14 protein-coding genes and 1 pseudogene are annotated in these 14,035 nt (G+C 58.1%); 4 read left to right on the top strand and 11 right to left on the bottom strand.

What is annotated here, in order from left to right:
• The first annotated feature begins 149 nt into the window (after positions 1-149).
• On the top strand, positions 150-1,190 hold the full coding sequence (locus C5F52_RS11695; RefSeq protein WP_104798513.1) for a methionine synthase: 1,041 nt from the start codon (positions 150-152) through the stop codon (positions 1,188-1,190).
• Positions 1,191-1,720: 530 nt separating this feature from the next.
• On the opposite strand, the gene C5F52_RS11690 is transcribed toward C5F52_RS11695, so the two are convergent.
• From C5F52_RS11690 to C5F52_RS11660, 8 genes and pseudogenes are all read right to left on the bottom strand, one after another.
• Positions 1,721-2,230 (bottom strand): hemerythrin domain-containing protein, encoded by a 510-nt coding sequence (locus C5F52_RS11690; RefSeq protein ID WP_104798512.1) that lies wholly within the window; start codon positions 2,228-2,230, stop codon positions 1,721-1,723.
• 110 nt (positions 2,231-2,340) lie between these two features.
• Positions 2,341-3,675 (bottom strand): annotated as a pseudogene (locus C5F52_RS11685) (MFS transporter); the annotation flags it as partial.
• A 15-nt stretch (positions 3,676-3,690) separates the two neighbouring features.
• Complete coding sequence (gene bktB / locus C5F52_RS11680; protein WP_104798510.1) at positions 3,691-4,872, bottom strand: beta-ketothiolase BktB; 1,182 nt, start codon at positions 4,870-4,872, stop codon at positions 3,691-3,693.
• A gap of 78 nt (positions 4,873-4,950) precedes the next feature.
• Entirely contained in the window at positions 4,951-5,631 is a 681-nt protein-coding gene (locus C5F52_RS11675; RefSeq protein WP_104798509.1) for an RluA family pseudouridine synthase, read from the bottom strand.
• Between the two features lie 24 nt (positions 5,632-5,655).
• Positions 5,656-5,961, bottom strand: coding sequence for a 2Fe-2S iron-sulfur cluster-binding protein (locus C5F52_RS11670; protein WP_104798581.1), 306 nt, complete (start codon positions 5,959-5,961; stop codon positions 5,656-5,658).
• 7 nt (positions 5,962-5,968) lie between these two features.
• On the bottom strand, positions 5,969-6,748 hold the full coding sequence (locus C5F52_RS11665; protein WP_104798580.1) for an SDR family oxidoreductase: 780 nt from the start codon (positions 6,746-6,748) through the stop codon (positions 5,969-5,971).
• Positions 6,749-6,835: 87 nt separating this feature from the next.
• A complete protein-coding gene (locus C5F52_RS30045) occupies positions 6,836-6,976 on the bottom strand; it encodes a hypothetical protein (protein ID WP_201747003.1) in 141 nt (46 codons plus the stop codon).
• Positions 6,977-7,051: 75 nt separating this feature from the next.
• The gene (locus tag C5F52_RS11660; protein ID WP_104798508.1) at positions 7,052-7,588 is read right to left on the bottom strand and encodes a pseudouridine synthase; all 537 of its coding nucleotides are present in this window, start codon (positions 7,586-7,588) and stop codon (positions 7,052-7,054) included.
• A 55-nt stretch (positions 7,589-7,643) separates the two neighbouring features.
• On the opposite strand from C5F52_RS11660, the gene C5F52_RS11655 reads away from it, so the two are divergent.
• Both C5F52_RS11655 and C5F52_RS11650 read left to right on the top strand, forming a co-directional pair.
• A complete protein-coding gene (locus C5F52_RS11655; RefSeq protein ID WP_104798507.1) occupies positions 7,644-8,294 on the top strand; it encodes an SOS response-associated peptidase in 651 nt (216 codons plus the stop codon).
• A gap of 688 nt (positions 8,295-8,982) precedes the next feature.
• Positions 8,983-9,585, top strand: a complete 603-nt coding sequence (locus C5F52_RS11650) for a LysM peptidoglycan-binding domain-containing protein (RefSeq protein ID WP_104798506.1) — start codon at positions 8,983-8,985, stop codon at positions 9,583-9,585.
• A 137-nt stretch (positions 9,586-9,722) separates the two neighbouring features.
• Here C5F52_RS11650 and C5F52_RS11645 read toward each other — a convergent pair whose 3' ends face one another.
• On the bottom strand, positions 9,723-11,618 hold the full coding sequence (locus C5F52_RS11645; protein WP_104798505.1) for a glutamine--tRNA ligase/YqeY domain fusion protein: 1,896 nt from the start codon (positions 11,616-11,618) through the stop codon (positions 9,723-9,725).
• 78 nt (positions 11,619-11,696) lie between these two features.
• On the bottom strand, positions 11,697-12,179 hold the full coding sequence (locus C5F52_RS11640) for a helix-turn-helix domain-containing protein (RefSeq protein ID WP_104798504.1): 483 nt from the start codon (positions 12,177-12,179) through the stop codon (positions 11,697-11,699).
• A gap of 175 nt (positions 12,180-12,354) precedes the next feature.
• On the opposite strand from C5F52_RS11640, the gene C5F52_RS11635 reads away from it, so the two are divergent.
• Positions 12,355-13,212 (top strand): undecaprenyl-diphosphate phosphatase, encoded by an 858-nt coding sequence (locus tag C5F52_RS11635; protein ID WP_104798503.1) that lies wholly within the window; start codon positions 12,355-12,357, stop codon positions 13,210-13,212.
• Here C5F52_RS11635 and C5F52_RS11630 read toward each other — a convergent pair.
• Positions 13,209-14,030: an alpha/beta hydrolase gene (locus tag C5F52_RS11630; RefSeq protein WP_104798502.1), complete on the bottom strand. Its 822-nt coding sequence runs from the start codon at positions 14,028-14,030 to the stop codon at positions 13,209-13,211. The two genes, C5F52_RS11635 and C5F52_RS11630, sit on opposite strands and share 4 nt — an antisense overlap.
• Between the last annotated feature and the right edge of the window lie 5 nt (positions 14,031-14,035).

Raw genomic sequence — 14,035 nt, 5'->3', positions numbered from 1 at the left:
CAAGCCCATGCTGACGCGACGTTGCGCATTCATGAAGCCATGTGTATGAGGCCGTGTGTGCTGGCGTGTTCAGCACACTCAATTGCGCCGCACGGCATTTAAATTTCTGAACCATTTCAATTCTTTCAAACCCCTCACTGGAGCTCTCTATGTTTTCAACCGCCATCGCCGGTAGCCTGCCCAAACCCGAATGGTTGGCCGAGACCAACAAACTCTGGCCCAAGTGGCAGGCCGAAGGCGATGCGCTCTTGCAAGCCAAAGCCGATGCCACACTGTTGTGGATCAAAGCGCAAGAAGACGCGGGCCTCGATGTGATTGGTGACGGCGAACAATCGCGCCAACACTTTGTGCACGGCTTTTTAGAGCAAGTCGAAGGCATCGACTTTGAAAACAAAGTCACCATGGGCATTCGCAACAACCGCTACGACGCGCAAGTGCCGCAAGTCATCGCACCTTTGAAGTTGAAAGGCCGCGTGCATGCGTTTGAAGCGCAGCTGGCCCGCGCACACACGAAGAAGAAACTCAAGTTCACCTTGCCCGGCCCCATGACCATCGTCGACACCGTGGCCGACCGTTTCTACGGCAAAGGCAAAGACGCCGTGCAAGGCCGCATCGACATGGCGTTTGCCTTTGCTGAATTGCTTAACCAAGAAGCCTTGGCCCTGCAAGCCGACGGCGTGGACATCATTCAGTTCGACGAACCCGCATTCAACGTCTACCTCGACGAAGCCGCAGACTGGGGCGTCAAAGCCTTGGAGCGCGCCGCACAAGGTTTGACCTGCACCACCGCCGTTCACATTTGCTACGGCTACGGCATCGAAGCCAACAACAACTGGAAGAAGACACTTGGCGACGAGTGGCGTCAATACGAAAAAGTGTTGCCCGCTTTGGCCAAGAGCAGCATCCAGCAAGTGAGCTTGGAGTGCTATCACTCGCATGTGCCGCCTGAGATGATGGCGTTGCTGGAAGGCAAAGACGTGATGGTGGGCGTGATTGACGTGGCCAGCGATGTGATTGAAACCGCTGAGCAAGTGGCTGACACGATTGGCATGGCGTTGAAGTATGTGCCTAAGAATCGTTTGATTGCGTGCACCAATTGCGGTTTGGCACCTATGAGCCGTGAGGTGGCGGTGAAGAAGCTGGAAGCCTTGGCTGCTGGCGCGGCTTTGGCTAGAACTCGGTACGCTTGAGTTTTTTGTCTTCGTTGGGGGTGAGGGGTTTGGGCATCTGCTGAAGCGAATGTCCCCCGATCGGCGCTGGGGCGCCGCTCTCCTCCTTCACTTCGCTTCAGCAGACACCCAAACCCCTCTTTGTGCCAGTTGAAATTACGGCTCGCCTGTGGCTTTGCGCGTTTTCACTTTCTCGGGTTTTGATTTTTATCATTGGGCGAAATCACTCAGCACCTAGCACCTAGCGCCTAGCGCCTAGCCCTAGCCTTAGCCTTAGCCTTAGCCTTAGCCTTAGCCTTAGCTGCAGTAGCAGTAGCAGTAGCAGTAGCAGTAGCAGTAGCAGTAGCCCGAAGTGCCTTCAACCTCTAACACCCCCAACTAGGCGCTTGCAGCTTGGGTGTCTTGTGAAGCGAAGTAAAGGAGGAGAGTGGCGCGCCAGCGCCGCTCGGGGGACATTCGCGCAACAAGATTCACAAGTTGCAAGCACCGCCCTCAGCAGAAACCAAACCCCTGCAATCCAAAAACCTAGCGCATCAACAGAACAAAGCAGATCAAGAGCAGGTATCCCCACCGCAGCCATGAATCTCACCCTCAGGCATAGCCTCAGGCGCAGAAACAATGCCTGTCTCCGCGTCATAACCCACACGGCGCAAATGCAGCGCCAAGGCCGCATCCATGGTTTGTGCGTGTTGGGGGAACCAAATGCCCAACTCATGCGCCATTTGACGAATCATCGCCAGATCGCCTTTTTCTTTGCCGCGTCTCAAGCCTTCGCGCATCACTTGCAACACCACATCGTGCTGCATGGCGTGGCAGTTGCTGGATGAAAACTGGGTGTCTTTCATCCACTGATCTTCGCGGCCAAAGTGGTCGTCGGTGTGGTCGATCAAGGCACTGAAGCGCTCGACCAAAGTCTCGTCATCGGCCAACTCGGTGGCGGCCAACAAGTCCACAAACTCGCGGTGGGTGTCGTCCATGAAGTCGAGTTCCAAGGCCAAAGCGTCAGACCAAGCGAGGGTGACTTCGCGCGTGGCGATGGGGGCGGTGAGGGTGTCAGTCATGGCAGAACTTTCAAATCAGGGCGCGCTCAGGTTGGAGAGCGGCGCGCAGCGTATCAAGGTGAACGAAGCTTAATGGCAAATAGCGACCGCACGCTTGCGCTGTGTCAAACAGAGCGCAGCCATGCGGCAAAGCGGTGCAGGTACAGCGGTTCGGCGACAAAAATTGCCAGCGTCACCACGGCGTTGGCCACGCCGGTCCAGAAGATCACTTCGGGGATGGTGCAGCCTGCGCCCAGCATCGCCCCTGCGATCAAGGAACTGGCGATCATGAACAGCGCGTTGATGATGTTGTTGGCCGCGATGATGCGGGCGCATTCCGCCGTGTGACTTTGTTGTTGAATCAAGGCGTACATGGGCACGCTGTAGATGCCAGCAAACAAACTCAGCAACACCAAGTCGGCCATCACGCGCCAGTGGGCGCTGTCTGCGCAGAAAGTGGCGATGTCCATCATGGGCACGTCGGGCAACCCGCGTGAGGCGAAGTACAGATCGACCGAAAACAGCGTCATGCCCATCGCCCCCAACGGCGACAAGCCCATTTCCACGCGTTGGCGGCTCAGGCTTTCGCACCACAGCGAGCCCGCGCCAATGCCGACCGAGAACAGCACCAGCAACAACGACGCCACTTGCGCGTCCCCATGCAACACCTCTTTGGCGAAGCTGGGGAATTGGCTCAAAAAGATGGCACCAAAGAACCACATCCAACTGATGCCCAGCAGGGTGCGAAACACGGTGCGGTTGGCACGGGCCAATCGCAGGTTGTGCAGGGTTTCTGTGATGGGGTTCCAGTTGATTTTTAAATCAGGCGCGGTGGCCGGCACCGAAGGAATGGCGCCGCTGAAGAGTCGGCCCAGCACCGCCACGGCCACACACGCCACGGCAACCGCGGTGTGACCGACTTCAGGGATGGCCACCAGCAAACCGCCCGCCACATTGCCCAACAAAATGGCCACAAACGTGCCCATTTCGACCATGCCGTTGCCGCCGGTCAGCTCATGCGCTTTCAGCACTTTGGGCAAGTAAGCAAACTTCACAGGGCCAAACAGTGTGGAGTGCAGGCCCATCAAAAACGTGCACAGCAGCAGCACCGCCACTTGCTGCGTGGCAAAGCCCACGGCGGCCAAGGCCATGATGCCGATTTCCAAATTCTTCACGAGGCGCATCAGCGCGGCTTGGTCCAACTTGTCGGCCAATTGACCGCTGGTGGCAGAGAACAACAAAAACGGGAGGATGAACAGGGCCCCAATCACCAAGCCCGCCAAGGAGACGGGCAACCAGCTCACGCTGAGCTGGTAGGTCACCATCACGGTGAACGCAAACTTGAACAAGTTGTCGTTCGCCGCCCCCGAAAACTGCGTCCAAAAAAATGGTGCAAACCGACGTTGCCTGAGTAAGGCAAATTGGTTGGCTGGGTGGTCGCTGCGTTCGGGGGGGTGGTCTTGCATGCTGCCTATTTTGGCTTACATGCGTTCAAAGATGGCAGCAATGCCCTGGCCGCCGCCGATGCACATGGTCACCAGGGCGTACTTGCCTTGAATGCGTTGCAACTCGTACAACGCTTTCACGGTGATCAACGCGCCGGTGGCACCGATGGGGTGACCCAACGAAATGCCCGAGCCGTTGGGGTTGACCTTGGCAGGGTCCAGGCCCAGCTCTTTCGTCACGGCGCAAGCTTGTGCGGCAAAGGCTTCGTTGGCTTCGATCACGTCCATGTCGTTGGTGGTCAAGCCTGCTTTTTGCAAGGCGAGGCGTGAGGCTGACACGGGGCCCATGCCCATGATTTTGGGATCGAGGCCTGTGTGGGCGTAGGCCACCAAACGTGCCAAAGGCTTGGCACCGCGTGCTTGTGCGGCTTTGGCTTCCATCAACACCACGGCAGCGGCAGCGTCGTTGATGCCCGAAGCGTTACCGGCGGTCACGGTGCCGTTTTCTTTGACGAACACAGGCTTCAACTTGGCCATGTCTTCGAGCTTGCAGTTGGGGCGGAAGTGTTCGTCGGTGGCGTAGGCCACGTCGCCTTTTTTGCTCTTCAAGATGACGGGCAAGATTTGGTCTTTGAACAAGCCAGCTTCGGTGGCGCGTTGGGCGCGGTTGTGGCTTTCGACGGCCAAGGCGTCTTGCATCTCGCGGGTGATGCCAAATTTGGCAGCTACGTTTTCAGCAGTCACACCCATGTGGATGGTGTGGAAGGGGTCGTGCAAAGCGCCGACCACCATGTCGACCATCTTGGTGTCGCCCATGCGTGCGCCCCAACGTGCGCTCAAGGAGGCGTAAGGGCCACGGCTCATGTTTTCAGCGCCGCCGCCAATGGCCACGTCGCAGTCACCCAGCATGATGGATTGGCTGGCGCTCACGATGGCTTGCAAACCCGAACCGCACAAGCGGTTCACGTTGAATGCAGGGGTGCCTTCGGCGCAACCGCCGTTGACGGCTGCCAAGCGCGACAAATACATGTCTTTGGGCTCGGTGTTGACCACATGGCCGAACACCACATGGCCCACGTCTTTGCCGTCTACGCCCGCACGCGCCAACGACTCGCGCACCACTTGGGCGGCCAGCTCGCTGGGGGGAATGTCTTTCAGGCTACCGCCATAAGTACCGATTGCTGTGCGAACACCACTCACCACGACTACTTCACGCATGTTTGTCTCCCGTTGTTAAAAATAAGATCAAGTTGAAATAAAACCAAATCAGTGTGCGCCGCTTGGGCTACAGATGCCTTACGGGCTTTCCATCACGACATACGGGGCCTGCGCCGACCAGTGCACCGGCGCGCTGAACATCAGGGGCGCTTGGGTGAAGGGGTGCGGAAAACCAATGTCTTGGGCATGCAGCATCAAGCGCGGCGTGAGGGCCTTGAGCTCGGGCGGCGCATACAGCGAGTCGCCCAGCATGGGATGGCCAATGCTTTGCATGTGCACGCGCAACTGGTGGGTGCGGCCGGTGAAGGGCTCTAGCTCAATCAAGCTGGCTTCTTGCCCCGCTTGCACACAACGCCACAGGCTGCGGCTGGGCTTGCCGTCGGGGTGAATGATGTGGATGGGGCGACGCTCCCAGTCGAGCAGGATGTTGCCTTCGATGGTGCGCCAACCCTCTTCGTTGGCAGGCACTTCGGCTTGTGTCTGCGATGGGTTGCCGGCTACCACCGCCATGTAGCGTTTGCTCACCTGACGGGTTTCAAACAAGCGGCTGATGCGGCGTTGGGCTTCGATGCCGCGTGCCATGACGATCAGGCCCGAGGTGTCTTGGTCCAGGCGGTGCACCACCAACGCGTCGGTGTAAATGTCTTGCACGCGCTTGGAAAGGCAGTCTTGCTTCTCGGGGCCTCGGCCTGGCACGGACAGCAGGCCGCTGGGTTTTTCAAACACCAGCAGGTGTTCGTCTTCATAAATCGGGGTCATAAATCGGTGTCTTTCGACCCAATCTTACGTGGCGCGGGCTTCGGGCTGCGCGATCACCACGTTGGAGCGTGGGCGCGCCACGCAGGGCAGCACATAGCCTTCTGCTTTTTCTTCGGCGCTCAAGCCCGGCCATTCGACGGTGTAGTCCACCTCGCCGCTCACCAAGCGGCAGATGCAGGTGCGGCAAGTGCCGTTGCGGCACGAGCTGGGCAGCTCGATGCGCGACATCTCGGCCGCTTCGAGCAAGGTCAAGTCGCCCTCGACGTCGTATTGCAAATCAGCGGGTTGAACGTGAACGGTGAAGATCGAGAAGGTGTTGTGGGGCGTCATAAATGTGTCAAGCGTCACCGCGCACATGCGTCACGCCGCCGTCCACCACCAAGGTGTGGCCCAGCACGTAGTCGCCTGCGCGGGATGCTAAATAGATGGCAGCTGCAGCCATGTCTTCGGGTTGGCCCACGCGCTTGGCGGGCACGCGATCGGCCACGGTGTCGCCGTGGTCGCGGGCTTCGACGTTCATGTCGGAGGCAAAGGGGCCAGGGGCGATGGCGTTGACCACGATGCCGTCTTCAATCAAACGCGTGGCCATGCGGCGGGTGAGGTGAATCAGACCCGCTTTGCTGGCCGCGTACGAATAGGTTTCCCATGGGTTGACCGAAATGCCGTCGATGGAGGCGATGTTGATCACCTTGGCCGCGTGTGTTTGGGCCGCGGCGCGCAGCATGGGGGCAAAGGTTTGGGTCAAAAAGAATGGCGCCTTCATGTTGAGGTCCACCACTTTGTCCCAACCGGCTTCGGGAAATTCGTTGAACGGAGCGCCCCACGCTGCGCCTGCGTTGTTGACCAAAATGTCGAGCTGGCTTTCGTGCTGGGCATACGCAGCCAGCAAAGCTTTGGCGCCTTCTAAGCTGGACACATCGAGTGGCAGCGCCACGCAGTGGCCCAAGGCCGACAGTTCTTTGGCCGTTTGTTCGCAAACTGCGGCCTTGCGGGCTGTGATGTAGACCCGTGCCCCTTGGCGTAAAAAGCCTTCGGCAATCATGCGGCCAATGCCGCGCGAGCCACCGGTGACGATGGCGGTGCGGCCTTGCAGCGAAAACAGGTCTTGGGTATTCATGGGGTTGGTCTCCAAAGTTTTGAGTTTCAGAGCGCCAGTGTGCCGCGCGCTGCGTGACTCGGTCGTCACGCAGGCGTCAAGTCGGGTTTATTTGGACTTGATCTTGCCGCGTGGTGCGACGTAAGTGGTGGGTGGGTTGGGACGGTCCGAGGTGGAAGTCTTGGGGGGTGACGTGTCCTTCTTGGGCTTTTTCGTCATCTTGTTACTGTGTTGTTCGCCTTTGGCCATACATCCCTCCTTAGGATTCATCTCGGAGTGAGATGTGCAGGCATGGTAATTCACGCCGCGTGACTTGATCGCTTATTAGGCCAATGTTTCGCGCCAGGTGCCGCTGGGCAAATCGTCCAAGTTGTAGGGGCCAATGGCGGTGCGAATCAAGCGCAGCGTGGGTAAACCCACAGCCGCCGTCATGCGGCGCACTTGGCGGTTGCGGCCTTCGCGGATGGTCAGCTCTAGCCACGAGGTGGGTTTGTTTTGCCGCTCGCGTATGGGCGGTGTGCGTGGCCACAGGTCTGCGGGCGCGTCGACTGCGCGTGCGCGGGCGGGCAGGGTGGGGCCATCGTTGAGCAGCACGCCGCGCTGCAGGGCTTGCAAGGCCTCGTCATTCACCACGTCTTCGACTTGGGCGAGGTAGGTTTTTTCCATCTTGAAGCGCGGGTCGGCAATGCGGGCTTGCAGTTGGCCGTCGTCGGTGAGCAGCAGCAGGCCTTCGCTGTCGGCGTCTAAACGGCCGGCCACGTAAACGCCGGGCAGTTGGATGAAGTCTTTCAGGCCTTGCCAGCGGCCTTCTGCGGTGAATTGGCTCAGCACGCCGTAGGGTTTGTTAAATCGAATCAGCATGGGGTCTCAACAGTCAAGCCTAGAGCGTAGCAGGCACTCAGCTAGCATCGCCCGCATGACTGCTCATTTTGAAAGCGTGCACAACGCCGCCCTGTACCCCGATGCCTTTGATGTGGCTCCCCCCACACAAGCCTTTGAACGTGATGTGTGGCCGCGCAAAGCGGGGGTGTTCATCCGCAATGCAGCGGCGGAATCGACACCCATGCCCGAACTGGGTTATGGCCAATTTGGCTTGGTGCCGCCGTGGGTGAAATCAGCCTCCGATGCCAAACTGCGCTCGACCAAGCTGATCAACGCGCGCTCAGAGACGGTCACCACGTCGAACAATTTTCGTGATGCGTGGCTCAACGGCCAGCGTTGCATCGTGCCTGTCATGGCCTTTTTTGAAGACGATTGGCGCAGCGGCAAAGCTGTGCCCACCCGCATTGCGCGCGTGGACGGCAAACCCATGGGCGTGGCGGGCCTGTGGGAACGCTGGGAAAAAGAAGGCGTGGAGATCGTCAGCTTCACCCTGTTGACCGTCAACGCCAACAGCCACGCCTTGCTGCACCGCTACCAACAAAACGGCAACGAAAAGCGCATGCCCGCCATTCTGGGTGAGGGCGCCTACGCCGCTTGGCTCAGCGCACGCCCTGAAAAAGCCCGAGAGTTCATGCGCGCTTACCCTGCCAACTTGTTGACCGCTAACCCTGTTGAGAAAAAATAACGCGAGTTCAACTTGCAAGGGTTTTTGACGTCACCTTGTCACAAACTGCCTATAAATGAAGCACTCTGTGTCAGCCCAAGCTGGGTAAGGGTTTGCGAGGATATCCCTAGGGTTATGCACAGGGTCATTCACAGTGCGGTAGAACAACTCATTTTCAGTAAAACGTAAGCACAAATTAGCGCCATGAAATGTGTTTGATGTTCTTTTTTTGTGAATCAAACCTTTATTTTTATTACTTTTAGGCACCTCAAAAGTTGATTTTTGAGGATGCTTAATTTTTTTGCATCGTGTCGGAAGCCAATGCCAGTAAGGCTTTGAGGCGCTATCCACGGAGTTTTCCACAGGGTCATTCACAGTCTGTGCGTATAACTCGAACGATCGGCTTGATGCAACTTGGGGCGCTGCACTGCCTCTTTTGACAGCACCTTGTTCCAGCCCCCGTGGCATAAGGGTTTGCGCTGATATGCATCAGGTTATGCACAGGGTCATTCACAGTCTCAGCGAACAACTTTGAAGGCGCTATTTGCACGGCTCGGCCTGTCTCCCTGGCGTGCCTCACGCAGCGGTGGGTGAGCGGCTTATGTAGACACGATCTATCGTATGCGGGTAAGCGTTAACAAAATTTAATATGGATGTACGTCTAATGATTATTAATATTTAAGTATTCTTTTTTAAAAGGTGAACCACCATGCAACCTCTTCAACAGTTTGTGATCAAAGACGGCCAAATCATGGAAGCCCCAGCAGGTTCTGGTGGTTCAGCTCCTGCCGCGGGGATGAGCAGCACCCCCATTTACCTCGGTGTGGCGATGGTGTTTTGTATGATGACCACGGGTTTTGGGGGCTATTGGTACGGCAAATTCAACGTCTTAGATCAAATGGTCCAGAACGGTGGACGAATGGGGATGTCCCCTGGGGGTAGCAATGGTGCAGGCAACACATCAGGCGGTGGTGCCTTTAATTTGCAAAGCGCTGGGGCAGATCAACCAAGGGCGACCAAGTCCGCTAGGTCTGAAGGCAAGCGATCGGAGCGAACACAGCAAGCCAGCTCACGAAATGCCCCAGCCGCACCTGCACAAAATCGCCCCGCAGAGTCAGTCAATGCGGTTAGCACAGAGCGTGACGCCTCGGGCAATGTGTATGAAGTGCGTTCCGGCGACACGCTGGGCCAAATCGCCAATCGCGTCTATGGCGACCCCAGCCAGTTCCCGCGCTTGTTTGAAGCCAACCCTCGCGTGCTGACCTCACCGGACGCGCTTGTTCCTGGGCAGGTGTTGAAGGTGCCGGATTGAGGGGAAGAGACCCGTGACTTATACGGGCGGCATCTTGGTCTTGGCGTGTTGCAGAGACTGTTGATGGCGGGTCAACATTTTGTCCTGCGTTTGCGTTTCGATTTCTTCGCCTTTGAATGCGCGGACCTAGTCGCGCATCATTTCGCCCAAGTGTCCTTGAGCCCCGTGATTTTGTTAAACACCAACTTACCCCCCGCATGGTCCACGCGGTCGGTCACAAAGTAGCCGTGGCGTTCAAACTGAAAGTGCGCACCTGCGGGCACGTTGGCCAGTGAGGGTTCGACATACGCGTTCACCACTTTGAGGCTGTCGGGGTTGAGGGCTGCAAGGAAGTCTTTGCCGCCTGCGTCAGGTTGTGCATCGGTGAACAAGCGGTCATACAGGCGCACTTCGGCACTCAACCCGTCGTTCACGCCCACCCAAGTGATGGCGGCGCTGGCCTTGACAGTGGCGCTGCCGGGGGTGCCGCTCTTGGTGTCGGGGATGAGGGTGGCTTGAACTTGCTCGATCACACCGTTCGCGTCTTTGGTGCAGCCCGTGCACTCAATGACATAGCCGCCTTTGAGGCGCACTTTGTTGCCGGGAAGCATTTGGCCATCCGCGCCTGCCCGGGGCGGATAAAGACGTTTGTAGCCCTTGGGCGGTTCTTCTAAAAAGTCGTCGCGCTCAATCCACACTTCTTTGCCAATTTTGAAATGGCGCGTGGGTACTTCCATGCCTTCCTCGGCGTGAGGCAGCGCAGGTTGTGTGCAAGGCTCAAGGTGGCCAGTACCCATCACCTCGTCCCAGTTGGTGAGCACGAGTTTGACGGGGTCAAGCACGGCCATGGCGCGGTGTGCGGTGTTTTCCAAGTCTTCACGCAGGCAGCCTTCGAGCGTGGAATAGTCAATCCAGCTGTCCGATTTGGTCACGCCAATGCGGTCGGCAAACAGGCGCAAGCTTGTCGGCGTGTAGCCGCGGCGGCGCAGGCCCACGATGGTGGGCATGCGGGGGTCGTCCCAACCGCTGACTTTGTTTTCGTTCACCAGTTGCGCGAGTTTGCGTTTGCTGGTGATGACGTAAGTGAGGTTGAGGCGCGAGAACTCGTATTGCTTAGGCGCAGGTGCAGCGAGCAAACCGGCCACCACCTGGCCATCGGAACGGGTTGTCGACTCAGACAAACGCGCCATCAGCCAGTCGTAAAACGGGCGCTGGTCTTCAAACTCCAGCGTACAAATGCTGTGGGTGATTTGCTCCAGCGCGTCTTCGATGGGGTGGGCAAAGGTGTACATCGGGTAGATGCACCATGTGTCGCCGGTGTGGTGGTGGGTGGCGCGGCGGATGCGGTAAATGGCCGGGTCGCGCAGGTTGATGTTGGGCGAAGCCATGTCGATCTTGGCACGCAGCACCGCAGCACCGTCTGCCAGTTGGCCGTCACGCATTTCTCTGAAGCGCGCCAGGTTCTGTTCAACCGTTCGGGTACGGAAGGGGCTGTCCACGCCGGGCTTGCCAAAGTCGCCCCGGTTGGCGCGCATGTCTTCTGCGCTTTGTTCGTCCACATAGGCGTGGCCTGCTTCGATCAGCGCTTCGGCGGCGCGGTACATGAAGTCGAAGTAGTCGCTGGCTTGGTAGGGCGCGGCGCTGCAGTCCTGGGATGCGGCTGCGCCTTGGGCTTGGCCCAGCTGGGCCCAGTCAAAGCCGAGCCATTTCACGGCGTCGATGATGCTGTTGACGTATTCGGTGTCCTCTTTTTCGGGGTTGGTGTCGTCAAAGCGCAGGTGGCACACGCCGCCGTATTCCTTGGCCAGTCCAAAGTTGATGCAGATGCTTTTGGCGTGGCCCACATGCAAATAGCCGTTGGGCTCGGGCGGGAAGCGGGTGCGGATCTTGGCCGGGTCGGGCTGGCCCGCAGCGTGGTGCGCGGCGTCGCCGGGGCTGCCTGCCCAGCGGCGGCTGGCGTAGGTGCCTTGTGCCAAATCGTTTTCGATGATTTGGCGCAAAAAGTTGCTGGGCTTGTGGTCTTGTTCGGTCGCAGTGGGGGCGGGTTTCGTCATCCGCAGATTTTAGGCGGGGCAAGGTGCGATCTTGCGTTGCGCGTGCCTTTTGTCCGCTGTCTTTGTCCGCTGCGTCCTTCAGATTTTTCGGCCCAGGCGCTTTTCGACTTGTTTTTTCTCCCACTCAGCGCCAAAGGGGCTGAGGCGTTGAAACACACGCAAGGCATGGAACAACACGCCCATACCCCAGCCCAAAGCGACCCAACGTACCCAAAGGTATTGAGGGTGCGTCCACAGGTTGATGGCCAGCAAGATCGCAAGCGTGAACGCGTATTGGGCCAAGTGCAGGTAAAAACCTTTGAGTTTGCGCACTTGGGCGAAGGCCAAGGCTTCATCCGCATTGAATCCGGATGGGGTTGTTGCAAGGGTGGATGTGTTCATGTCGGGCTCCTGAAGGGTTGAGAAGTCAATTTCAAACACGGCAGCCAGAGACTTCAACGATTCAGTGCTTGCCACTTGCCCTTGTTCAAGGCGTTGGATGGTGCGCACGCTCAGACCGCTGAGGTCTGCGAGTTGCTGTTGTGACCAGCCGCGTTGGAGTCTGAGTTTTTGAATCAACATATGAAGTTCCTGTTTGCCGAGGGCCGTAATTTAGTGATTTACCTCAGAGTTGAACACGTCAGCAGGGCGACTTTCACACGACATCACCACGACAACGGCACAGAACAGCGGATGACAGCTCAAAATTTTGGGCCAGAGTGCCTAGAGGGATAATCCAAACGATCGAAGGAGTTGTATGGATATCGTTTTGTTACTCAAAGCCGCTGTGATGGGCATCGTCGAAGGTTTGACTGAGTTTTTGCCCATCTCATCCACAGGGCATTTGATTTTGGCTGGCGCTTTGCTCGGCATGGACGACGACAAAGCCAAGGTGTTTGACATCGCCATTCAAACCGGCGCCATCTTGGCTGTGATCATTGTGTATTGGCAAAAGCTGGCGGGCACTGTGGTGGCCTTGCCCACGCAAAAAGCCGCACGCCGCTTTACGTTGAATGTGCTGATTGCCTTCTTGCCCGCTGTGGTGTTGGGCTTGTTGTTTGGCAAGTTCATCAAGGCCCATTTGTTCACCCCCACTGTGGTGGCCAGCACCTTCATCATCGGCGGCTTCATCATTTTGTGGGCCGAGGGGTGGGGCCGCGCCAAGCCTGAGGGCGAAGAGGCGCACCCCAACGACAACGCCCGCATTGTGAATGTGGAGAGCATGTCGCCGCTGGACGCTTTAAAGGTCGGCTTGGTGCAGTGTTTGGCCATGATTCCAGGCACCAGCCGCAGCGGCGCGACCATCATTGGCGGCATGTTGCTGGGTTTGTCGCGCAAAGCGGCCACAGACTTTTCGTTCTACTTGGCAATCCCGACCTTGATTGGCGCTGGCGCTTACAGCCTCTACAAAGAACGTGCGCTGTTGAGCATGGCCGATGCGCCCGTGTTTGCCGTGGGCTTGGTGATGTCGTTTCTCAGTGCTTGGATTTGCGTGCGTTGGTTGCTGCGCTACATCGCCAGCCACAGCTTTGTGCCGTTTGCTTGGTACCGCATCGTGTTTGGCATCGTGGTGTTGGCCACCGCGTGGACCGGCGCGGTCACTTGGGCGGCTTAGCCGATTAAGTTAAGCAGCGCGGCCTCAACTGCCGCAGCCGCCACCAACGGGTGCTCCATCGGAAACAGATGCGTGCCGTCCACCTTCATCACGCGGCCATGCGTGACGCGGCGGCTGAAATCCAGCCCCACTTGTTTCAACTCACGCGATTGCAAGCCGCCTATCAAGGCGGCTTTGCATGTGAGCGGATGGCGTTTGAAATAGGCTTCTAAGTGGTCGGGCAGGCCGTTGTAGATGGCACTTTCCACATCGCGGTCAAAGCTCAACACACGGCGTGTGCCTTGCGCGGTGACTTCGTCGTGCGTGCCGTGTGCCACGTAATCGCGCAGCACTTGCGGGTCCCACTTGGCAAAGATCTTTTTATGCTGAAAGTGTTCCAACGCAGCTGCTTCGCTGGGCCATGTGTTGCGACGCTTGCGGCTGACCGACGCGGGAGACAAGGCTTCGGCACCCGGAATGCGTTTGCCGACTTTCAGCAGCTGGGCCTTCCAGCCGCCCAACATCGGCGCGTCTAACAACACCACGCCACGCACGAGTTGCGGGGCCTTGGCCGCCACCATCATGCTGAGGATGCCGCCCAGCGAATGGCCCACCAAAAACACGGGGCCGTTTTGCGCGGCCAAGGGCGAGGCAAAGTCGGTCAGCTGTTGCACCAAGTGCGGCCAGTTGTCGCTGACGGGGTAGCGCTGGTCGTGACCAAATTTGTCAATCGCTTCCACGCGAAAGCCGCGTGCGCGGATGGCGTCCAGCATCACGCCGTAGGTGCTGGCGGGAAAACTGTTGCCGTGCGAGAAGACGATGAGGGGCTCTTTGTGCATGACAG

This window comes from Limnohabitans sp. TS-CS-82, from assembly GCF_002943475.1.
Note: the sequence above shows the minus strand (reverse complement) of the source record. Positions and strands in the feature narration are given on the sequence as shown.